The organism is Inquilinus limosus (genome assembly GCF_002195995.1).
Taxonomy (GTDB): domain Bacteria; phylum Pseudomonadota; class Alphaproteobacteria; order DSM-16000; family Inquilinaceae; genus Inquilinus; species Inquilinus limosus_C.
In genome coordinates this window covers 64,625-86,326 of record NZ_NHON01000038.1, presented here as the reverse complement: position 1 = coordinate 86,326, position 21,702 = coordinate 64,625, and the positions used below count along the sequence as shown (strand labels likewise).

Annotated in this window: 18 protein-coding genes; 9 read left to right on the top strand and 9 right to left on the bottom strand. The window is 68.5% G+C overall.

All coding sequences use genetic code 11. The annotated features are described in order from the left end of the window. Positions 1 to 74: 74 nt before the first annotated feature. From BWR60_RS20070 to BWR60_RS20055, 4 genes are read left to right on the top strand one after another with little or no spacing between them, the layout of a single operon-like run. Positions 75 to 1,556, top strand: coding sequence for a sugar ABC transporter ATP-binding protein (locus BWR60_RS20070; RefSeq protein WP_088152776.1), 1,482 nt, complete (start codon positions 75 to 77; stop codon positions 1,554 to 1,556). Continuing rightward, a complete protein-coding gene (locus tag BWR60_RS20065) occupies positions 1,553 to 2,524 on the top strand; it encodes an ABC transporter permease (protein WP_088152775.1) in 972 nt (323 codons plus the stop codon). The genes BWR60_RS20070 and BWR60_RS20065 overlap by 4 nt, the downstream gene beginning before the upstream one ends. Further along, the gene (locus BWR60_RS20060) at positions 2,521 to 3,468 is read left to right on the top strand and encodes an ABC transporter permease (protein ID WP_088152774.1); all 948 of its coding nucleotides are present in this window, start codon (positions 2,521 to 2,523) and stop codon (positions 3,466 to 3,468) included. Before BWR60_RS20065 ends, BWR60_RS20060 begins: the two co-directional genes overlap by 4 nt. A 16-nt stretch (positions 3,469 to 3,484) precedes the next feature. After that, the gene (locus tag BWR60_RS20055; RefSeq protein ID WP_088152773.1) at positions 3,485 to 4,420 is read left to right on the top strand and encodes a Gfo/Idh/MocA family protein; all 936 of its coding nucleotides are present in this window, start codon (positions 3,485 to 3,487) and stop codon (positions 4,418 to 4,420) included. A gap of 157 nt (positions 4,421 to 4,577) precedes the next feature. Here BWR60_RS20055 and BWR60_RS20050 read toward each other — a convergent pair whose 3' ends face one another. Further along, entirely contained in the window at positions 4,578 to 4,991 is a 414-nt protein-coding gene (locus BWR60_RS20050) for a winged helix-turn-helix transcriptional regulator (protein WP_218823586.1), read from the bottom strand. 90 nt (positions 4,992 to 5,081) lie between these two features. Between BWR60_RS20050 and BWR60_RS20045 the strand changes: the two genes are divergently transcribed. Further along, complete coding sequence (locus BWR60_RS20045) at positions 5,082 to 6,008, top strand: NmrA/HSCARG family protein (RefSeq protein ID WP_088152771.1); 927 nt, start codon at positions 5,082 to 5,084, stop codon at positions 6,006 to 6,008. A 151-nt stretch (positions 6,009 to 6,159) separates the two neighbouring features. Here the strand turns inward: BWR60_RS20045 and BWR60_RS20040 are convergent, their stop codons facing one another. Next, positions 6,160 to 6,405, bottom strand: a complete 246-nt coding sequence (locus BWR60_RS20040; protein WP_144445676.1) for a hypothetical protein — start codon at positions 6,403 to 6,405, stop codon at positions 6,160 to 6,162. A gap of 92 nt (positions 6,406 to 6,497) precedes the next feature. Continuing rightward, positions 6,498 to 8,696, bottom strand: a complete 2,199-nt coding sequence (locus BWR60_RS20035; protein WP_088152770.1) for a phosphocholine-specific phospholipase C — start codon at positions 8,694 to 8,696, stop codon at positions 6,498 to 6,500. A gap of 446 nt (positions 8,697 to 9,142) precedes the next feature. On the opposite strand from BWR60_RS20035, the gene BWR60_RS20030 reads away from it, so the two are divergent. Further along, on the top strand, positions 9,143 to 11,443 hold the full coding sequence (locus BWR60_RS20030; RefSeq protein ID WP_088152769.1) for a TonB-dependent hemoglobin/transferrin/lactoferrin family receptor: 2,301 nt from the start codon (positions 9,143 to 9,145) through the stop codon (positions 11,441 to 11,443). Positions 11,444 to 11,534: 91 nt separating this feature from the next. Here the strand turns inward: BWR60_RS20030 and BWR60_RS20025 are convergent, their stop codons facing one another. Continuing rightward, positions 11,535 to 12,830 (bottom strand): carbohydrate porin, encoded by a 1,296-nt coding sequence (locus tag BWR60_RS20025; protein WP_218823585.1) that lies wholly within the window; start codon positions 12,828 to 12,830, stop codon positions 11,535 to 11,537. 174 nt (positions 12,831 to 13,004) lie between these two features. Further along, positions 13,005 to 13,715: an SDR family NAD(P)-dependent oxidoreductase gene (locus tag BWR60_RS20020; protein WP_088152768.1), complete on the bottom strand. Its 711-nt coding sequence runs from the start codon at positions 13,713 to 13,715 to the stop codon at positions 13,005 to 13,007. Between the two features lie 133 nt (positions 13,716 to 13,848). On the opposite strand from BWR60_RS20020, the gene BWR60_RS20015 reads away from it, so the two are divergent. After that, a complete protein-coding gene (locus tag BWR60_RS20015) occupies positions 13,849 to 14,772 on the top strand; it encodes a LysR family transcriptional regulator (protein ID WP_088152788.1) in 924 nt (307 codons plus the stop codon). A 75-nt stretch (positions 14,773 to 14,847) separates the two neighbouring features. Here the strand turns inward: BWR60_RS20015 and BWR60_RS20010 are convergent, their stop codons facing one another. From BWR60_RS20010 to BWR60_RS19995, 4 genes are all read right to left on the bottom strand, one after another. Further along, complete coding sequence (locus BWR60_RS20010) at positions 14,848 to 15,387, bottom strand: GNAT family N-acetyltransferase (protein ID WP_218823584.1); 540 nt, start codon at positions 15,385 to 15,387, stop codon at positions 14,848 to 14,850. 150 nt (positions 15,388 to 15,537) lie between these two features. Continuing rightward, entirely contained in the window at positions 15,538 to 17,124 is a 1,587-nt protein-coding gene (locus tag BWR60_RS20005) for an ABC transporter substrate-binding protein (RefSeq protein WP_088152767.1), read from the bottom strand. Positions 17,125 to 17,157: 33 nt separating this feature from the next. After that, complete coding sequence (locus BWR60_RS20000) at positions 17,158 to 17,649, bottom strand: GAF domain-containing protein (RefSeq protein WP_088152766.1); 492 nt, start codon at positions 17,647 to 17,649, stop codon at positions 17,158 to 17,160. Next, positions 17,646 to 18,260 (bottom strand): helix-turn-helix domain-containing protein, encoded by a 615-nt coding sequence (locus tag BWR60_RS19995; protein ID WP_088152765.1) that lies wholly within the window; start codon positions 18,258 to 18,260, stop codon positions 17,646 to 17,648. The genes BWR60_RS20000 and BWR60_RS19995 overlap by 4 nt, the downstream gene beginning before the upstream one ends. A 220-nt stretch (positions 18,261 to 18,480) precedes the next feature. Between BWR60_RS19995 and BWR60_RS19990 the strand changes: the two genes are divergently transcribed. Together BWR60_RS19990 and BWR60_RS19985 are read left to right on the top strand one after the other, a co-directional pair. Further along, positions 18,481 to 20,085: an ABC transporter substrate-binding protein gene (locus tag BWR60_RS19990; RefSeq protein ID WP_230983113.1), complete on the top strand. Its 1,605-nt coding sequence runs from the start codon at positions 18,481 to 18,483 to the stop codon at positions 20,083 to 20,085. Between the two features lie 21 nt (positions 20,086 to 20,106). Beyond that, a complete protein-coding gene (locus BWR60_RS19985) occupies positions 20,107 to 21,699 on the top strand; it encodes an ABC transporter substrate-binding protein (protein WP_230983112.1) in 1,593 nt (530 codons plus the stop codon). Positions 21,700 to 21,702: the final 3 nt, after the last annotated feature.

Here is a 21,702-nt window from a genome sequence, read left to right as displayed (position 1 = left end):
CCCCTCCCCCTACCCCCCTCCCGCAAGGGGAGGGGGGACTCCATAGGGACAGATCCGTCACCCGGGGCTTCCGTATGACCGCTGTACCGATCGTCGACTTCTCTGGCGTGGCCAAGAGCTTCGGGGCGGTGCGGGCGCTGGGCGGGGTCGACCTCGCCGTAGCGCCCGGCGAATGCCTCGGCCTGGCCGGGCACAACGGCGCCGGCAAGTCGACGCTGATGAACGTGCTGGCCGGCACCCTGGCGCCGGACGAGGGGCGGCTGACCGTGCTGGGCGAGGACCGCACCGGCCGCTACGCCATCGGGCCGGCCCAGGCGCTGGGCATCCGCTGCGTGTTCCAGGAGCTGTCGCTCTGCCCCAACCTGACGGTGGCGGAGAATGCGCGGATCACCCATCCCGGCCTGACCGGCCCGGGCTGGCGCCGCCGCGCCGGCGACCTGATCATCGGCACGCTCGACCGCATCTTCCCCGGCCACGGCATCGCGCCGGAGGCCGAGGTCGCGGACCTGTCGATCGGCCGGCGCCAGATGGTCGAGATCGCCCGCGCCTTCAGTGTGACCGATGCGCCGCTGCACCTCGTCATCCTGGACGAGCCGACCTCCTCGCTCGATGCGGTCGCCGCCGGGCAGCTGCTGGACTATGTCCGCCGGCGGGTGGCCGACGGGCTGTCGGTGATCCTGATCACCCACATCCTGGGCGAGATCCTGTCCACCGCCGGCCGCATCGTGGTGATGCGCGACGGCCGGGTGGTCGGCGCCTGGAAAGCGGGCGAGATCGACAAGCCCGGCCTGGTCGCCGCCATGGGCCATGCCGCCTCCGCCGCCGCCGAGGCCCGGGCCGAGATCGACCGTTCGGCGCCGGTCCGCGTGCGGGTGCCGGCCGCCCCCGGGGCGGGGCTGGAGCTGGTGGCGCGCGAGGGCGAGATCATCGGCCTCGCCGGCCTGGCCGGGCATGGCCAGAGCCGCCTGCTGCAGCGCGTCTACGACGCCGCCACGGGCCCGCGCCTCGGCCTGCGCCGCGGCGGGGCGGAGGTGCGCGGCCGCGTCGCCTTCGTCGCCGGCGACCGCCAGACCGAGGGCGTGTTCCCGCTGTGGTCGATCGAGCGCAACATCACCATCCGCTCGCTGGCGGCGCTGCGCCGCTTCGGCCTGATCTCGCCGGCCGCCGAGGCGGCGCTGGGGCGGGAGTGGAAGGAGCGGATCGGCATCCGCGCCCCCGATTTGTCCGGCGGGATCCTGACCCTGTCCGGCGGCAACCAGCAGAAGGCGCTGTTCGCCCGCGCGCTGGGCTGCGACGCCGACACCGTGCTGATGGACGACCCGATGCGCGGCGTCGATGTCGGCACCAAGCACGAGGTCTACGGGTTGATCCGGGCCCAGGCGCAGCAGGGCCGCAGCTTCCTCTGGTACACCACCGAGATGGAGGAGCTGGAGCACTGCGACCATGTCTATGTGTTCCGCAACAACCGCATCGTCGCCGATCTCAGCCGGTCGCAGCTGACCGAATCCGCCGTCCTCCAGGCCTCCTTCGCGGAGGAAGAGCGCCGCGCCTCATGACAGACCTTGCCTTGCCCCGTCCGCGGCCATCCTGGACCGCGCCGCTGACCCGCGCCTCGACCTGGCGGGCGCTGCTGCCCTTCCTGTCGCTGGTCGCGATCCTGGTGCCGATCTTCCTGATCAACCCGAGGACGATGAGCTATTTCGGGCTGAACCTGATGCTCGGCCTGGCGATCCCGATCATGTTCGCCACCCTGGCGCAGATGTGCATGCTGACGGTCAACGACCTCGACCTCGGCATCGGCGCCTATGTCGGCTTCGTCACCTGTGTCGCCGCGACCTGGCTGGTCGACGAACCCTTGCTCGGCATCGCCGTGCTGCTCGGCGGCGTCCTGGCCTATGCCGCGGCCGGCGCGCTGATCCATTGGCGCAACGTGCCGTCGCTGGTGGTCACGCTGGGGATGAGCTTCGTCTGGCTCGGCCTCGCCATCCTGGTGCTGCCGTCGCCGGGCGGTGCCAGCCCGGCCTGGCTGCGCGCGGCGATGGGCTGGAAGCCGCCCTTCGTGCCGCTGCCGATCCTGGTCGCCATCGGGCTGGCCGCTCTGGTGCACCTGTTCCTGATGCGCTCGGCCCTCGGCTCGGTGCTGCGCGGCGCCGGAGGCAACCCGAAGGCGATCGCCCGGGCCGGCTGGTCGCTGTTCAAGATCCGGGTCGGGCTCTACGCCCTGGCCGGGGTGTTCGGGCTGCTGTCCGGCCTGTCGCTGCTCGGCCTCTCCACCTCGGGCGACGCCAACATCGCCCAGCGCTACACGCTGCTGTCGATCGCCGGCGCCATCCTCGGCGGCTGCGACTTCGTCGGCGGGCGGGTGTCGCCGGTCGGGGCGGTGACCGGGGCGCTGGTGCTGACCCTGGCCGGGTCGCTCTTGACCTTCATGCGGATCTCGCCCGACTGGCAGATCGGCGCCCAGGGCGCGATCCTGATCATCGTCCTGGCCTTGCGGGCCCTGACCAGCCGGAGGCGGCGATGACCCGAGTTTCGACCTGGACCGCCGACCGGCCCTGGCTGTGGTCCTGGGCCGGCGCCGTGCTGCTGTGGCTGGCGGTGGTGGCCATCGCGGCGGGCGAGGGGGCGGGGCAGGTGCTGACCGCGGCGCTCAGTTTCGGCGTGTTCTTCGTCGTCGTCGCCATCGGCCAGATGTTCGTGATCGCGATGGGGCCGGGCAATATCGACCTGTCGATCCCGTCCAACATCGCCCTGTCCGGCTCGGTCGCCATGATCGTCATGGCTGGGCAGGACGGCATGATCCTGCCGGGCCTCGCCGCAGCGCTGGCCGCCGGCCTCGTGGTCGGCATCGCCAACTGGGCGCTGATCCGCGGCTTCGCCATGCCGCCGATCATCGCCACCCTGTCCTCCAGCCTGGTGTTCCAGTCGGTCGCCATCGCCTATGGCCGCGGCCTGCGCATCTCCCCGCCCGACGGCTTCGCCGCCTTCACCACCTGGCAGGTGGCGGGCGTGCCGATGATGGCGGTGGCCGGCTTCGCCCTGGCCGCGGTCATGGCGGTGGTGCTGCAGCGCACGATCTACGGCCGCTCGGTGCTGGCGGTCGGGCAGAACCCGCGCGCCGCCCATCTCGCCGGGGTGAAGGTCGAGCGCACGCGTTTCCTGACCTATGCCCTGTCCGGCGGCTTCGCCGGCCTGGCGGGGGCGCTGATGGCGGGATATTTCGGCGGCGCCTCGCTCGACATGGGCAAGGACTACCTCTTGAACTCGATCGCCGTGGTGGTGATCGGCGGCACCAGCGTCGCCGGCGGCCGGGCCAACCTGCCCGGGCTGTGGGGGGCGTCGCTGTTCCTGTTCCTGCTGGTGACGATGCTGAACGCGCTCGGCACCGGAACCGGGTTGCGGCTGGTGCTGACCGGCCTGATCATCATCGCCGTGATCGTCGCGGCGGGCGGCGAGAAGACGCGCTGAGACGAGGAGATCCCCTTTGGCCACCCACAAGATCGCCGTCATCGGCCTCGGCAAGATCACGCAGGACCAGCACCTGCCGGTGATCGACAAGAGCGATTCGTTCGAGCTGGCGGCCGTGGTCAGCACCCGCGGCCTCAGCCATGGCGGCGTGCCGAGCTACCGCACCCCGGCGGAGCTCTACGCCGCCCGGCCCGACATCGGCATCGTTGCGGTCAACACCCCGCCGGAGGTGCGCCACGGCCTGGCCCGCGAGGCGCTGCTGGCCGGCAAGGACGTGCTGCTGGAGAAGCCGCCGGCGGCGACGCTGACCGAGCTGGCCGATCTCGAGGCCACCGCGGCGGCGAAGGGCCGGGTGCTGTTCGCCACCTGGCATTCGCGCTTCAACCCGGCGGTCGAGGCGGCGCGGGAGCTGCTGGCCGCCGGCGTCCGCTCGGTGAAGATCGAGTGGCGCGAGGATGTCCGGAAATGGCATCCGGGCCAGGACTGGGTGTGGGCGCCCGGCGGCTTCGGCGTGTTCGACCCGGGCATCAACGCGCTGTCGATCTTCACCCGCATCCTGCCCTTCGTGCCCTTCGTCCGCACCGCGGACCTGACCTATCCGGCCAACCGGCAGACGCCGATCGCGGCGCAACTCGTCTTCGGCAGCACCGATCCCGCGGCGCCCGCCCTGACCGCCGATTTCGACTGGCGCGAGCAGGGCGACGAGAAATGGCACATGACGATCGAGACGGCCGACGGCCGCCCGGCCCGGCTGTTCAAGGGCGGCTGCGCGCTGTCGGTCGGCGGCACGGTCGTGACGGAGGCGCCGAGCGAGGAATACGAGCGGATCTACGCGCATTTCGCCGATCTGCTCGCCGCCCGCCGCAGCGACGTCGACGGCGCGCCCTTGCGCCTGGTCGCGGATGCGATGCTGGTCGGCAAGCGGGTGGGCACCGACGCGTTCGAGTGGTGAGGACGTTTTCCTGTCCCTGGATGTCAACATCTGACGCTGAGTACTCCTCGAACAGCCGTTTCCCGCCGGTTGTTGCCATTCGAGTTTTTCGAAGTATCGCCTGAAGGCGGTCCTTCGCGAGTGGCTGCAGGCGGAGCCTGGATAGGGTCGCTCCGTTTCAACGCCGGGCCCTGTCATAGGCATGGCGGCATTGCTCGATACGGGGCCAATTGTCCCTGATCCAGGAGGTGAATCCCTCGAGCGCAGGCAGCATGCTCGCGCCCATTTCAGTCAGTTCGTACTCGACGCGCGGCGGCACTTCCGGGAAGTAGTGGCGCACCAGAAGGCCATCACGTTCCAGATTGCGTAGCGTGAGCGTAAGCATGCGCTGAGTAATTCCCTCGATACCGGCCTTGAGACTCGAAAAGCGGAGTCGATGTCCGGACGCCACCGCGAGATGGCTCATGACGAGGACCGTCCATTTGTCGCCGAGGCGAGCGAGGACGCTGTGGGGGGCGCAGGGCCTGAACACGAGGCCTTGGCCGGTTTCCTCATAGGGTCGTCCGTGAATCACTCGGTCCAAGCGTACCATCCTTGTGCCTGAGGTAGAGAAATGTGCCGTCTTCCGGCTGTTCCGCAGTGGTATATATGAGTAACCCTTGTTCAAACACGAGGGTGTTCCATGTCCGATAACAAGCAGCCGATCTTGGTATTCGGCGCCACTGGTCAACAGGGCGGATCGGTCGCTTCCGCGCTTCTTGAGGCGGGCTGGCCGGTTCGTGCTTTGGTGCGCAATCCTCAGTCAGCGAAATCGATCGCGCTGAACGACGTCGGTGTCGAGCTGGTGCAGGGCGATTTTGCCTGTGTCCAATCGATTCGCGAGGGAATGAAGGGCGTCCGCGGCGTTTTCAGCGTGCAACCGAGTTCGGGTCAGGGGCCCGATCTCGGGCTGACCGACGAAGAAGAGTTGCGCTACGGAATCGCAATTGCCGATCTCGCGGTCGAGAGCGCCGTCCAACACCTCGTCTACAGCTCCTCCGGGGCCGTCGGCGACCAACCGACCGGCATGGGACATTTCGATACGAAGGCCCGCATTGAGGCCCATATCCGCACGCTGCCGATCATCGCGACAGTGATCCGGCCGGTGGCTTTCATGGAGATGCTGCTGATGCCTGGCTTCGGCCTGGACCAGGGCCAGTTCAATTTCTTCGTCAAGAGAGACCAGCCGATGCAGCTTCTAGCGGTCGAGGATATCGGCAAATTCGTCGCGGCGATCTTCGCCGATTCGGGGCACTTCGGCGGCGCGACGATCGAGGTCGCAAGTGATACCGTTACAGGTCGAGAGCTGGAGGCCTTGTTTACCGAGGCCGCGGGTCGTCCCATACCCTATGCGCGCTTTTCCGACGAGGTCCTGTCAGCCAATCCCTTCCTCGCGGAACTGACCGAGTTGTTCGATGCTGGACGACTTACGGGGAAGGCGAACCTCGATGCTCTGCGGGAGACCAATCCCAATCTGCAATCCTTCCGTTCCTGGCTCAACGGCACAGGCCGCGAGGCTTTTCAAAAGGCTCTCGGAACGGCTGGTGCGTGGGATTACGGGTACGCTTAACGATCTAGAGCAGCCCGAACTCGTCCGCTCCCGATCGCCGTTGCTGAGATTTTCACAACCAGTTCGTCATCCCCGCGAAGTGAGGATCTCTCGACGCTTTCAATGGAAAGGGAGTCCCGCTTTGGCGGGAGTGACGGCAAAAGGGCAGGCCTCACTTGCAGCTGCAAGCGGCGCCCTGGCTGCCGAAGTTCTTGGCCACGAAGCTCTGGGCGTCGGAGAGGTAGTCGAAGCTGCCGAACTGGCAGACATTGCTGCCGCGGGCGGTCTTCTCCTGCTCCAGGGTCCGCATCTCGATCTCGATGCGATTATCGGCGCAGAACACGCCGTACTCGCCGGCCGCCCAGGCCGGCCCGGCCACCGCGATCAGGCTCGCAAGGCCCAGCGACACGCGACGCATGATGGTCCTCCCCCTGTTCGTTCCGTCGATCCTAGCACGGCGCCGGGGGAAGGGGCCGCGCCGGCCAGGAAGCCGGCGCGGGGGCGTCTCGATCAGACCAGGTTCGCCTGGCCGAAGGCGGGATCGGACACGCTGGGCGTGCCGTCCTCCAGCCGCCCGGCGAAGCGCCGGGTGAACAGGCTGTCGCCCTCGATCCGCGCGGTGAAGTCGTACCACCGGCCCGACAGCAGCAGCGGCAGGTAGGCGGTCGACTGGCCGTGCGGCAGCACCAGCTGGCGCCAGGGGAAGTTGAACAGGCTGTAGGCATTGGCCTTCAGCGTGAACACGCAGGGGCTGCTGCCGCGGTTGATCAGCCGCACGATCAGGCCGCAGGCGCGCTTGTCGTAGCTGACCGCGATCTCCGGCTCGGCCTTGCGGCCGCCATTGGCGACGGTGCCGGTGAAGTGCCGGTGGAAGCCGTTCGGCCCCAGCACCCACAGGTCGTACTTGCCGTAGTCGGGGGACGTGGTCCACTCGCCGTCCAGCGACTTGCCGGCCTCGACCGAATAGCGCCGCGGCACCCGGTCGAGATGCAGCCGGTCATAGACATGGAACACCGCGCCCGCCTTGCCGGTGTTGAGGAAACTCAGCTTCACCCGGTTGTCGTCGGCCTCGCCGTTGACGGTCAGCTCATAGGGCAGGGCCCGCGACGGGCGGATGCCCCGTTCCTGGCGCGGCGCCGCCTGGCTGGCCTCGGCCGGCAGCGGCACCTGCGGCAGCGTCTCCTGCTGCGCGCGGACGGCGTCGGCCTGCGCCTTGGTCTGGCTCGGCAGCCGCGGCGGCCGCTCGTTGTTCGGGTTGACGAAGTTGAAGGCGGAGGTCAGGTCCCCGCAGATCGCGCGGCGATAGGGCGGGATGTTCGGCTCCTGCACCCCGAAGCGGGTCTCCAGGAAGCGCAGCACCGAGGTGTGGTCGAACACCTCCGAATTCACCCAGCCGCCGCGGCTCCAGGGCGAGACGATGTAGCAGGGGACGCGCGGGCCGGGGCCGAAGACGCGGCCGTCCGGCTTGGGCTGGCCGGTGGTGCCGGGCGGCACCGGGTAGTTGAAGCGCTCGAAGGCGATCGCCTGGTCCGACAGGGTCGAGGCGCCGGCCGGGCTGCCGTCCGGGTTCAGCGAATGCACCGCCGGCGACGGCACATGGTCGAAGAAGCCGTCATTCTCGTCGAAATTGACGATCAGGACGGTGCGGCTCCACAGGTCCGGGTCGGCGATCAGCGCCGACAGCACCTCCTGGATGTACCAGGCGCCCTGGATCGGGCTGGACGGGCCGGGATGCTCGGAATAGGTCGCCGGCGCGACGATCCAGGAGATCTGCGGCAGCTTGCGGGCCGCGATGTCGGCGCGGAACTCGACCAGCCGGTTGCTGGCCGGGGTGGTCAGGGCGCTCTGCGGCATGGTGTTGCCGATGCCCTTGTACAGCGGCTGGGCCTGGTCGATCGCCGGCGTCCAGGGCACGTAGGGGCTGCCGTTCGGGCCGTTGCCCGCGGCCTCGCTGGCGCGGCGGTACTGCTTGAAGCCGACCAGCGGGTTGTCGCCGAAATTCTCCGGGATGTTCTGGTAGACCTTCCAGGAGATGCCGGCCTTCTGCAGCCGCTCCGGATAGGTCGTCCAGGTGTAGCCCTGGCTGGACGGGCCGAAATCGTCCCACTCATTGACCACCGCGGCGACGCCGGCGCCGGTCGCGCCGTTGGTGCCGGTCCAGTGGAACAGCCGGTTCGGGTTGGTGCCGCCGTTCAGCGAGCAGTGGTAGCTGTCGCAGAGGGTGAAGGCGTTGGCGAGGGCGAACTGGAACGGGACTTCCGTCTCCGTGTAGTAGCCCATCGACTGGTTCTGCTTGAACAGCGGCCACTGGTTCATCTGGCCGTTGGCCCAGGCCGCCTGCATGTCGTTCCAGCTGTGCGGCGTGCCGTTGACGCGCTGGGCGTTGCCCTTCTTCGAATCCAGGTGATACGGCATCACCACGCGGTTGCCGTTCCACTGCTGGAACACGGTGCGGCCATTCTCCAGCGGGATGGTGAAGCGGTCGCCGAAGCCGCGGACGCCCGGGAAGGTCCCGAAATAGTTGTCGAAGGACCGGTTCTCCTGCATCAGGATCACCACATGCTCGACATCCTTGATCGAGCGGGTGGCGTTGTGCGCCGGGATGGCCAGCGCGTCGCGGATCACCGGCGGGAACATCGACAGCGCGGCGGCGCCGCCGGCGGCGGCTCCCGCCATCTTCAGGAAGTCGCGCCTGCTTTCGGATGTCATCTCGGACCCTCGAAGAGAAACTCGACGCTCCGGTCGCGTCGGGGCAGTGGTTGCCGGACATGCGTAAGGGACAGCGCCACCCCCGCCGCGAATCCTGGGATTGCGACGCCGGTAATGGCGCTGTTTCAAATGTGGCGGGACCGTAGCCAAGGTTTGTTGCAGGCAGATGTCGCTTCACCAGGTTTTCTTAAGAATGTTGTGGATGTTTCTCTTGCCGAAGGCGTCAGCGAGGTCCGCGGATGCTTTTCGAATCTGGTTTCGTGTCCAATAGAATGAGATTGATAATGATTTGCAGAATATTGTTGACGTTCCGGCGCCGCTGCGGATAACTCACAGCCGGATCGCGCGGGGCCGCAGACGGAAGGCCGCCGCGCCGCAATCCCGGTTCAGCCAGGTCGGATCGCCCCCAGCCGCCGGAAACAATCTCGCGGAATGGGGGTCGTTGCATGGTCGGTCGGTATCACGGCGCGCTGCGCCTGGGCGTGGCGCTGGGCGCCCTGGGTCTGGGCGGCGGGATCGCTCTCGCGCAGCCGGCGTCCGAAACGGTGACGGCGGCTCCCGCTGCTCCGGCCTCGGCCGGCACGACGCTGCAACTGGCCCCGATCGCGGTCACCGGCGCCAAGGTCGAGGACCAGCCGGCCTGGACCGACAGCACCGACCGGCAGGAGCTGGACCAGCGCTTCGTGCGCAGCTGGACCGATCTCGGCCGCCGCGTCGATGCCGGGATCAACTTCAACCGCCAGAACGACAGCATCAACATCCGCGGCCTGGACGGGGATCGGGTGCTGACCACGATCGACGGCATCCGGCTGCCCTATCTCGACGACGGCGCCCGCAACGTCCGCGGCGGGCTGCGCAGCTTCGACTTCGACACCCTGTCCAGGATCGACGTCGTCCGCGGCGCCGATTCCAGCCGCTACGGCTCGGGCGCGCTGGGCGGCGTGCTGGCGCTGCGCACCTTCGAACCGGAGGACCTGATCGCCGACGGCCGCGACTTCGGCGGCATCGCCAAGTTCGGCTATCAGGGCGACGACGACAGCGTCGGCGGCACCGCCGCGGTGGCCGGCCGCATCGCCACCGACACAACCCTGATGCTGCAGGGCGGCTTCCGCATCGGCCACGAGCTCGACAATCGCGGGAATGTGGGCGGCTTCGGCGCCGGCCGCACCAAACCGAACCCGGACGACTACGACCAGCAGAGCCTGCTGGTGAAGCTGGCGCATCAGTTCGAGGGCGGCCACCGCCTGTCCTTCACCGGCGAATATTTCCGCCGCCAGGACAATCTCGACATCCGCACCGACCAGGGGGCGGGCCAGAGCTACCTGATCGGCCATGACGACGGGCTGGAGCGCAGCGAGCGCAAGCGGGCCTCGATCGACTACGACTACACTGCGCCGAAATCGGGCGGCTTCCTCGACCGGGCGCATTTGACGGCGTACTGGCTGCAGACCGAGCGCGTCGACGGCAATGACGGGCTGCGCGGCGTCGATTCCCGCGCCTCCATCATCCCGGGCGACCCGTTCCAGTACGGCTATCCCAGCGGCCGCTACAGCCGGAAGAACCGGATCGAGCAGACGCTGTGGGGCGTGAACGGCGAGGCCGAGAAATCGGTCGACCTGGCAGGCCTGGCGAACCGCCTGACGGTGGGCGGCGAGTACTATCACATCGGGGTGGAGCAGCATTCCGGCGGCTTCGACAACTGCCCGACGACGCCGACGACCCGGCCGGCGATCTTCGGGCCGCGGCTGTGCGGCTTCCTGCACAGCAACCAGGCCGACATGCCGGAGGTGCGCGGCAACACCGTCGGCCTCTACGCCGAGGACGAGATCGCGATGCTGGACGGCCGGGTGAAGCTGACCCCCGGCCTGCGCTTCGACTGGTACGAGCTGAACCCGCACGAGACGGCGGCGTATCGCGACAACCCGAACGTGTCGGGCTTGCCGTCCTCCTCCTCCGACAGCGCGCTGTCGCCGAAGGTGGCGGTGTCCTGGCAGGCGCTGGACGAGGTCACCTTCTATGCCCAGTGGGCCAGGGGCTTCAAGGCGCCGACCGCCACCCAGCTGTACCTGAACTATGGCGGCCCCGGCACCTATCTCAGCCTCGGCAACCCGGACCTGAAGCCGGAGACCAGCAGCGGCTACGAGATCGGGGCGCGGCTGGGCGATGACGATTTGGGCGGCTCGATCACCTGGTTCGACAACTGGTACCGCAACTTCATCGACAGCGTCAGCGTCGACCCCGCCAGCGTCGGCGTGCCATCCGGCAGCTATCCGCTCGGCGTCACCTCCTATGAGAACCGGGCGCGGGTGCGGATCTACGGCATCGAGGCGGCGGCGCATTGGCGCTTCGGCGACGGCTGGCGCAGCTGGGCCTCGCTGGCCTGGGCGGTGGGCCGTGACGAGGGGGCCGAGGTCTATCTGAACTCGGTGCCGCCGCTGCGCGCCATCGTCGGCCTCGGCTACGATTCGACCAGCTGGGGCGCCGACGCCTCGGTGACCATGGCGACGAAGCGCGACAAGGTCGAGGAGGACACCCAGTTCAAGGCGCCGGGCTACGCCATCGTCGACCTGACCGGCTGGTGGGAGCCGGAGCGGCTGAACGGCGTGCGCATCCAGGCGGGCGTGTTCAACCTGTTCGACCGGAAATACTATGACGCGCTCAACATCCCCGACAGCCCGACCCAGCCGCTGCGCTACTACACCGAGCCAGGCCGCAGCGTGCGGCTGAACCTGACCTACCGGTTCTGACGCGGAGGCCGTCGGTCCCGGAGATTGTCGCGGAAGGGTGTCGGCGCTGTGAGGCGCCTGCGCCCGTCGACGGCGGCTGGGCTGGCCCGGGTCAGAAGTCGATCGAGGTCTTCAGGCCGATGACCACGACGTCGTCGTTGTGCCGGGTGCCGCCGGGAAGCCGGACATACTGGATGTTCGGGCGCGCCATCAGCCAGTCGGTCGCCTGCAGGCCGTAATAGACCTCGAACGCGTATTCGGCGTCCTGCACGGCGACGGGGCCGAGCCCCGCATCGTTCAGCAGCCGCTGGCCCCTCGCCACCCGGCCGTTGACATGGGTCCGGCCGAAGGCCACGCCGATCTCGTCCTTCGGGCGGGCGTCGAAGGGCCCGGTGTATATCAGGCCGAGGGCGACCTGGTCGTCGATCGTCGAGGTCCGCCGGTCGGCGATGCTGGCGTTGAGGAAGACGCTGAGGCCGCGGGCCGGGTCGTCGGGGTCCGGGCGCGTCAGCTGCTGCAGGAAGTTGATATAGGCGCCATACCGGCCGTGCCGGTCCTTGAACGGCCGGCCGGTCAGAACTTCGGGGTTGCCGTCGTCGTCGTCGAACACGTCGCTCGCGGTCGAGGTGTCGTACCAGGCGCCGAACTTGTAGCTGCCGGGAAGGGCGGCCGGACCCAGCGTCGGGGTCCAGCCGAACTCGACCGGGATCATCACGCCGGTGGTGCCGGACGGGTTGTTCGGCAGCACCGCGTCGGTGACGTTCAGGAAGCCCGGATTCATCTGATAGGCGCCGGTCTGGATATAGCCGACGCCCTCGATGTTGACCTTCAGGCGGGTGGCCCATTGGCTGACCGGCCAGTTGTACCAGTAGTTGCCGACGATGTTGCCGGGCTGCGACCCGCAGAAGGTCAGGTTCTGGAACTTGCAGCTGAAGCTCGCGAAATCCTCGCCGACGGTCAGCCGGCCGATCTTCCAGTCCAGCAGCCCGGAAAAATACTTCTGGTCGTACCAGAACTGGGTCAGGCGCCAGGTCTGGCCGCGGCCGAACACCTCCTGCACCTGCTGCAGCGTGCCGAGATGGGCATCGTCGCTGAGGTTGCGGCCGTTGCGGTCGGTGATCGTCAGCTGGATCTTGGCGTCATGCACCCCCAGCAGGCGGTCGAGGTCGAAGGTGGCGCCGAAGCTCAACTGGTCAGTATAGCTCAGCTGGTCCTTCGTGCCGCCGGCCGCGTTATAGGCGAGCTCGGAGGTGTAGCCGAGCTGGACATCCACGCCGGCCTTCGCCAGATCCGTGCGCAGGCCGCCCCAATCCCCGGTCAGCTTGCCGCTGCCGGCATCCTCGGCCAGCGCGGCCCCGCTTGCCGCGAGGCTCGCCGACAGCACCAGGCCCAGGGCCAATCGCGACATATGCCGGCCTCCACGGTCGTTCCGAGCGGCAATCCAGGCGCTGCGATCAGGAGGCCGCCGAGGGGCGCGGAGCCTGATGACCGGACGTCGCTGGAATGGAAGCGGCGGCCGGCGGCCTGCGTCAAGCATGGCCAGGGCAACCCTGATGCTCCGCCTCCGCACCCCTCCGGTCACCTACCAGGGAACGGTGCGGCCCAGATAGTCGAGATACTGCAGCCCCGGCGTCGCCTGCTTGGCGAGCAGGACCTGCACCAGGCTGGGAATGCTCTCCTCGATCGAGAGCTTTCCATCCGGGCCGCCCAGGTCGGTGCGGACCCAGCCGGGCGCCATCGCCACCAGGGCGCGCGACGTCCCGGCCTGGCGGGCGGCGAAGCTGCGCATGAACATGTTCAGCGCCGCCTTGGTGCCGCGATACAGCTCCCGCTGGCCGGTCTCGTTGTTGCCGATGCTGCCCTGCCCGGACGACATCACCCCGATCAGGCCGGTCGCGGCCACGCAGGGCTCCAGGCTCTCGATGACCCGCATCGGGCTGAGGGCGTTGGTGATCATGAGGTGGACGAAGTCGTCGGTCGACACCTCGCCGATCGTCTGCGTCGGGTCCCGGTTGGTGGTCCCGGCATTGACGAACAGCATGTCGAACATCCGGCCGGACAGGCGGCCGCGCAGCGCCGCGATCTGGTCGGGGGCGCAGATGTCCAGGGTCTCGATCTCGACCCGGCCGGCATGCGCGTCCGCCAGGTCGTGCAGCAGGGTCCGGGGGCCGTCGCGGACGGTGCCGACGACGTTCCAGCCCTGCTTCAGGAACTCGGCCGCCATGGCATGGCCGAGGCCGCGCGAGGCGCCGATGAGCAGGATGGTGCGGCGGGACGGGTGGGGATGGGGCATGGCTCGATGCCTTCGCTGGTGGGGTCGGCCGCTGATATGGCGGACCGTCGATGCTTGCGCCAGACGCACAGAACGAAATGAACGATTGCATGCAACGCTATGCCTGGCCGGGCCGATGGTCTATTCCAGGGCCATGCAAGGCGTGGACCTGAACCTCCTGATCGCGCTGGACGCGCTGCTCACCGAGCGCAGCGTGACGGGCGCGGCCCGCCGCCTCGGCCTGAGCCCCTCGGCGACGAGCCGGGCGCTGGCGCGGCTGCGCCTGGCGACGGGCGACCCGCTGCTGGTGCAGGCCGGCCGGTCGCTCGCCCCCACGCCCTATGCGGAGGAGCTGGGCGCGCGGGTCCATGCGCTCACCCGGGACGCCCGGGCGGTGCTTCGGCCGCCGGCCAGCCGGCTGGACCTGGCCTCGCTGCACCGGACCTTCACCCTCCGCGCCGGCGAGGGATTCGTCGAGTTCCTGGCCGCCCCGCTGATGGCGGCGGTCGCCGCGGATGCCCCGCATGTCCGCCTGCGTTTCGCGCCCAAGCCCGACAAGGATGCCCGGCCGCTGCGGGAAGGGCTGATCGACCTGGAGATCGGGGTGCTCGGCACCTCGGCGCCGGAGGTGCGGACCCAGCTGCTGTTCCGGGACCGGTATGTCGGCGTCGCCCGGATCGGGCATCCGCTGCTGGACGCCGGGGGCGTGACGCCGGAACGCTATGCCGCCTGCCGCCACGTCGTGGCGTCGCGCGAGGGCGATGTCGCCGAAACGGTCGACGACGCCCTGGCGAGGCTGGGCCTGACGCGGTCGGTCCCGCTCGTCGTTCCCGGATATCCCGACGCGATGCGGATCGCGCGCCGCTCGGACCTCGTCGCGCTGGTGCCGCGGTCATGCCTCGGCAACCCTCTGGCGGCGGATCACGCCGCGCTGCTGGGCCTCGAAGGTTTCGAGCTGCCGGTCCGGACGCCCGACTTCAACGTGTCCGCCATCTGGCATCCCCGCCTGGACGCCGATCCCGGGCATCGCTGGCTCCGCGACACCATCATGGCGGTGTGCAAGGCCGCCTATCCATGAGGCCATGCTGCTGCAGGCGGCGCCGTCGGGGCAAGAGGATCTGAGGCCCGGCGATGGCTTCGCCGGGGCTTCCCGTCAACCTGGCCGCAGGCGCTCCAGCAGGATCACCGTGTGGTCCTTGTAGGTCGGTCGGCCAATCTCGCGATAGCCGCGGGCACCGGCCAGGCGCAGCGACGGGGCATTCGCCTCGTCGATGATGCAGACGCTGCGCGCCCAGCCTCGGGCGTCGGCCCAGGCCAAGGCGGCGCGCACCGCCTCGCCGGCCAGGCCCTGGCCATGCGCCCAGGGCGCCAGGACCCAGCCGGCCTCCGGCGCGCCGTCGAAGTCCGGCCCGATGCCCCGGTGGAAATCGGCGAAGCCGACATCGCCGACGAAGCGGCCGGTGGCGCGGTCGCGCACCGCCCAGTAGCCGAAGCCGAACAGCCCCCACAGCCCGCCATAGCGCAGCAGCCGGGCCCAGCTTTCCTCCGCGGTTGAAGCGCGGCCGCCAACGAAGCGGGTCACCGCCGGATCCGCCCACATCGCCGCGAGGTCATCGAAATCCTCCGCCCGATGGGGGCGGAGGACGAGGCGTTCGGTCTCGATCGTGCTGTCGGTCATGTCAGGCTTCGTCATGTATCGATCCTTGGCGGCGAACTCACCCGCCTCCCACCGTCATGGCGAGGCGCACAGCGCCGTGGCCATCCAGGGGCCGCTCGCATTGGCCCGTGGATGGCCACGCCCCTCCGGGGCTCGCCATGACGGTTTAGGTTTTGCGTTCTGGACTTAGTTCTTCGTCACCAGCCGGTAGTAGATCTGGTCGGTGGTCGCGCCGTTGGCGTAGCCGTGCACCGACTTCGCCATCGCCACTTGGCTGACCGCCTGGAACATGATCACGATCGGCGAGGAGGCCTGCACCTTGCGCTGCAGGTCGACATACATCGCGTCGCGTTTCTGGGCGTCGCGCTCCTGCAGCGCCGCCTCGGTCTCGGCGCTCAGCTCCGGCACCAGCCAGGAATTGCGCCAGGTGGTGGTGCTCTGCGGCGAACCGTCGGAATTGTCGACGTTGTAGGCGAAGGCGCCGGCGTTGGAATGCGGGTCCATGAAGTCCGGCCCCCAGTACAGCAGCACCGCCTCGTGGTTGCGGGCGCGGTACTTGGTGATCACCTGGCTGCCGGTGCCGGGCACCAGCTCCAGCGTGATGCCGGCCTGGGCGAAGGTCGATTGCAGCGACTGCGCGATCTCGGTGAAGGGCGGGCTGGAGATCACATCCATCTTGATCGTCAGCCCGTCCTTGACCCCGGCCTCGGCCAGCAGCGCCTTGGCCTTGGCGACGTCGAGCGTGAACGGTGTGTCGTTCAGCGCGCCGGGGAAGCCCTCGGGCCAGAAGGCCTGGTGGATCTTCATCTGGCCGCGCAGGAAGCTCTTGGTCATGCCGTCATAGTCGACCAGGTAGCGCACCGCCTCCCACACCTTTGGGTTCTGCAGCGCCGCCACCTTCTGGTTCAGGCTGAAGAAATGCACCGCCGCCTGCGGATAGGTGCCGATGGCGATGCCGTCCTTGCCCTCCAGCGCCGCCACCTGGTCCGGCGTCAGGTCGCGCGCCAGGTCGGCGTCGCCGGCCTCCAGCAGCAGGCGCTGGGTCGCCGGCTCGGCGACATGACGGTAGATCACCGACTTCATCGCCGGGGCGCCGCGGAAATAGGCCGGGTTGGCGCGCAGCGCGATCGACTCGTTCGGCTTGTAGGACCGCAGCGAGAACGGGCCGGTGCCGGCCGAGTTCTGGCCCAGCCAGGCATTGCCCAGGTCGCCGTCCTTGGCGTGCTCGGTCACCGTCTTCTCGTCGACGATCGAGCCGGGGCGGGAGGCGAGGACGTTGAGGATGAAACTGGGGGCGAAGCTGCCGGTGGTGGTGATGGTGACCTCGGCATCGCCGGTCTTGCGCACCATCTGCGCGACGTTGTCCGGGGTCCAGCCCAACTGGGTCAGCAGGAAGGCCGGCGCCTTGTCCAGCTTGACCACGCGGGCGAGGGAGAACACGACGTCCTCCGGCCGCACCGGATTGCCGCTCTGGAAGGTCACGCCCGGCCGCAGCTTGAAGGCCAGGGTCTTGCCGTCGTCGGACACCGCCCAGCTCTCGGCCAGCCCTCCGACCAGCTTCTGCATGTCCTCGGCCTCGTACTGCACTAGCCGGTCATAGGTGTTGGTGACGATCTCGCCGGAGGTGAACTCATAGGCCTGGGCGGGATCCAGGCTGACGATGTCGTCGATGTTCTTGGCCACCACCAGCGCATCGGCCGGCGTGGCGGCCAGCGATGGGGCCAGCGGCGCCGCGAGAACCGCAGCGAGAAGAAAGCCCGGTAGGATCCGCATGTTCTGTCTCCCTGTTCGTTGTTCGCGTTGTCGTCAGAGCAGCGCCGGCACCAGCAGCGGGGCCAGCCAGCGGCCGCGGTCCGCGGCGGCCTCGTCGTAGCGTCCCTCGGCGTCCAGCACGTTGATCGTGCCCAGCACCCGCCCGTCATAGAGCACGGGGACGTTCAGCACCGCGCCGCAGCCCAGCGAGCCGATCAGCTCATGGTCCGGGAACACCTCGGCGATCTCGGCCAAAGTGCGGCCCAGGAACACCTCGCGCCGGCCGATCACCTGGGCCGACCAGCGGTTCTCCTGCATCGGCTTGCGGCCGGTGACGGGGTAGCTGGCGGCGTCGTTGGTGTAGACCCGCTCCGCCTCCGCCGCGTCGGCGCGCAGTGCCATGATGGTGAACAACCTGTGGCCCAGCAGCGCGCGGTACGCGGCGTCGGCGGCGCGGAACAGCGCCTGCGGCTGGCCGGGCGCCGCCTGGGCCGCGGCCAGCGTTGCCACGGCCTGGGCTACCTTCGGGTCGGTCAGTGTCGTCATGAATCGTCTCGCAATCGGTCGAAGATCGGGGCCGTCCCGGTCCACAGCACCCGGGTCCAGCCGTCATGGGCGTTGCTCCAGCGATGCGCCCGACCGGCCGGGTAGTGCAGGCTGTCGCCGGAATCGAGGCGGATGCTTTCCTCGCCGATGCCGACCAGCAGCGACCCCTCCAGCACGAAGGCGATCTCCTCCCCCTCATGCTCCACCGCCTCCGACGCGTAGCCCGGGGGCACATGCACCAGCACGGCGTTCAGCGCCTGGCCGGGGAAGGCGGCGCTCAGCCGCTCGTAGCGGATGCGGTCGGGCGGCGCGTCGCCGATGGCGAAGACCGGCCGCTCGCCGCGCCGGGTCAGGCCGCTCGCCGGGCGCGGCGCGGCCAGGAAGGCGTCGAGCGGCACACCGAGCGCGCCGGCGATGCCGGACAGGGCGCTCAGCGACGGCGAGGCCAGGTCGCGCTCCAGCTGCGACAGGAAGCCGACCGACAGGCCGCTGCGCTCGCCGAGGTCCTTGAGGGTGAGTTCGAGCGCGCGGCGGCGGGCGCGGATGGCCCGGCCGAGATGCGGCACGGCCGCCCGTGCATCGGCTGTCTGCGCTGCCGCGTCCCCCACCATGAGCCCCCCGTTGCTGGAAGCGAGCCTAGTCGGATTTTTGCTGCCATCAAAATTTTTTTGATGGCAGGATGCCGGCCCAGGGAACGTTACCCGGAGGACCGGGGCTGCGGCTTGACTCCGGTTCGACGCGGCCCGGAAGATGGGCCGACCCCGGAGACCTGTGGGCCGTCCGGTTCCGTTCCGTGGTCTTGGACATAACAAACAGGGAGGGGAAAACGTGTTGAAGCGTTTCACCCGCAATATACTCGCAGCGACGATCCTGGCCTGCGCCAGCCTGCCGGCGACGGGCCTCCCGGCCCTGGCCGAGACGCCGAAGGACACTCTGGTCGAGGCTTGGCAGATCGACGACATCATCTCGCTCGACCCGGCCGAGATCTTCGAGTTCTCGGCGGCCGAATACCAGGCGCAGGTCTATGAGCGATTGATCGGCTACGACGTCAAGGACGTCAGCAAGATCCTGCCCGGCGTGGCCGAGAGCTGGACCGTCTCCGATGACGGCCTGACCTACACCTTCAAGATCCGCGACGGGGTGAAGTTCCACTCCGGCAACGCGCTGACTGCCCAGGATGCGGCCTGGTCGCTGCAGCGCGCGGTGAAGCTGAACCTGTCGCCGGCCTTCATCCTCGGCCAGTTCGGCCTGACCGCGGAGAATGTCGACCAGATGGTCACGGCGCCGGACGACCGGACGCTGGTGTTCAAGACCGACAAGGCCTACGCCCCGACCTTCGTGCTGAACTGCCTGACCTCGGGCGTCGCCTCGGTGGTCGACAGCAAGGAGGTGAAGGCGCATGAGGCGAACGGCGATTTCGGCCATGAATGGCTGAAGACGCATTCCGCCGGCTCCGGCCCGTTCAAGCTGCAGGGTTGGAAGCCCAACGAGTCCCTGGTGCTGGACCGCAACGACGACTACTGGCAGGGCAAGCCGGCCTTCCGCCGCGTCTTCATCCGCCATGTCTCCGAGCCGGCGACCCAGCTGCTGCTGCTGCAGAAGGGCGATGTCGACGTCGCCCGCAACCTCAGCGCCGAGCAGCTGAAGTCGCTCGACGGCAACCCGGACATCAAGCTCGAGAACGCGCCCAAGGGCTCGGTCTGGTACATCAGCTTCAACACGCTGCACCCGCCCTTCGACAAGCCGGAGGTGCGGCAGGCGCTGAAGTACCTGATCGACTATGACGGCATGGCCAACAGCTTCATGCGCGGCATCGCGGTGAAGCATGAGAGCTTCATCCCGCAGGGCATGCTGGGCGAGATCGCCGACGCGCCGTTCAAGCTCGATGTCGCCAAGGCCAAGGAGCTCTTGGCCAAGGCCGGGCTGCCGGACGGCTTCAAGACCACCTTCGACGTCTGGAACGCCTCGCCGTCGATGGACATGGCGCAGTCGATCCAGGGCACCTTTGCCCAGGCCGGCGTGCAGGTCGAGATCATCCCCGGCGACAACAAGCAGACCCTGACCAAGTACCGGGCCCGCAACCACGACATCTATATCGGCCGCTGGGGCACCGACTATCAGGACCCGAACTCGAACGCCGAGACCTTTGCCATCAATGTCGACAACGGCGCCGACGCCAAGTCGAAGACCCTCTCCTGGCGCAATGGCTGGCAGGATGCGGATCTGACCAAGCTGGCGCAGAGCGCGGTGACCGAGCGCGACGGCGCCAAGCGGGCGAAGATCTATGAGGATCTGCAGCGCAAGCACATGGAGATCTCGCCCTTCGCCGTGATGTTCCAGCAGACCGAGGTGCCGGCGATGCGCAAGAACGTCTCGGGCATCACCTGGGGCCCGGCCTTCGACAGCAACTTCTACTGGACCGGCAAGAAGTCCTGACCTGCAGCGAGGACCGCAACCGTGCTGAAGACGTTCGCCTGCGGCGTCCTCGCGGCGATGATCGCCTGCTCTGGCCTCACGGCCAGGGCAGGCACGCCGCCCGACACGCTGGTCGAGGCCTGGGTGATCGACGATCTGGTCTCGCTCGACCCGGCCGAGATCTTCGAGGCCTCCTCGACCGAATACCTGGCCCAGGTCTATGACCGGCTGATCGGCTATGACCGCACCGACGCCAGCAAGCTGGTGCCGCTGCTGGCCGAAAGCTGGACGGTGTCGGACGACGCCCGGACCTACACCTTCAGGATCCGCGACGGGGTCAAGTTCCACTCCGGCAACCCGCTGACGGCAAAGGACGCCGCCTGGTCGCTGCAGCGCGCGGTCAAGCTGAACCTGGCGCCGGCCTATATCGTCAGCCAGTTCGGCCTCACGGCGGAGAATGTCGACCGGATGGTGACGGCGCCGGACGACCGCACCCTGGTGTTCAGGACCGACAAGGCCTACGCCCCAACCTTCGTGCTGAACTGCCTGACCTCCACCGTCACCGCCGTGGTCGACAGCAAGCTGGTGCAGGAGCATGAGGCGAATGGCGATTTCGGCCATGACTGGCTGAAGACGCATTCCGCCGGCTCCGGCCCGTTCAAGCTGCAGTCCTGGAAGCCGAACGAGCTGCTGGCGTTCGACCGGAACGACGGCTACTGGCAGGGCCAGCCGGGATTCCACCGGGTCTTCATCCGCCACGTGCCGGAGTCCTCGAGCCGGCTGCTGCTGCTGCAGAAGGGCGATGTCGACGTCGCCCGCAACCTGACCCCGGACCAGCTGAAGTCGCTGCAGGGCAATGCCGACATCACGCTCGAGCCGGTGCAGAAGATGTCGATCTTCTATGTCAGCTTCAACGTGCTGCACCCGCCCTTCGACAAGCCGGAGGTGCGGCAGGCGCTGAAATACCTGATCGATTATGACGGCATCGTCGCCACCATCATGCATGGCCTCGCCACCGTGCATCAGAGCCTGGTGCCGGCGGGCATGCTGGGGTCGATCGACGACGCGCCCTTCACGCTCGACGTCAACAAGGCCAAGGCGCTGCTGGCCCAGGCGGGCCTGCCGGACGGGTTCAAGGCGACGATGGACGTCATCAACCAGTCGCCCTACATCGACATCGCCCAGGCGCTGCAGGCCAGCTTCGCCCGGGCGGGCGTGACGCTGGAGCTGATCCCGGGCGACGCGCGGCAGGTCCTGTCCAAGCAGCGCGCCCGCAAGCACGAGGTCTATATCGGCCGCTGGGGGCCGGACTATGAGGATCCGGACTCCAATGCCGGGACCTTCGCGGTCAACACCGACAACAGCGACGCCACCGCCTCGAAGACCCAGGCCTGGGCCAATGGCTGGCAGGATGCGGCGATGACCGCCGACGCCCAGCGCGCCACGCTCGAGACCGACGGCGCCAAGCGGGCGCAGATCTATGCCGAGCTGCAGCGCCGCCACCAGCAGGTGTCGCCCTTCGCCTTCATGTTCCAGCTGTCCGAGGTGATCGCCAGCCGCAAGACGGTCCAGGGCCTCACCTGGTCGGCGACCTATGACAGGAACCAGTACTGGACCGGCAGGAAGTCGCCGTGACCG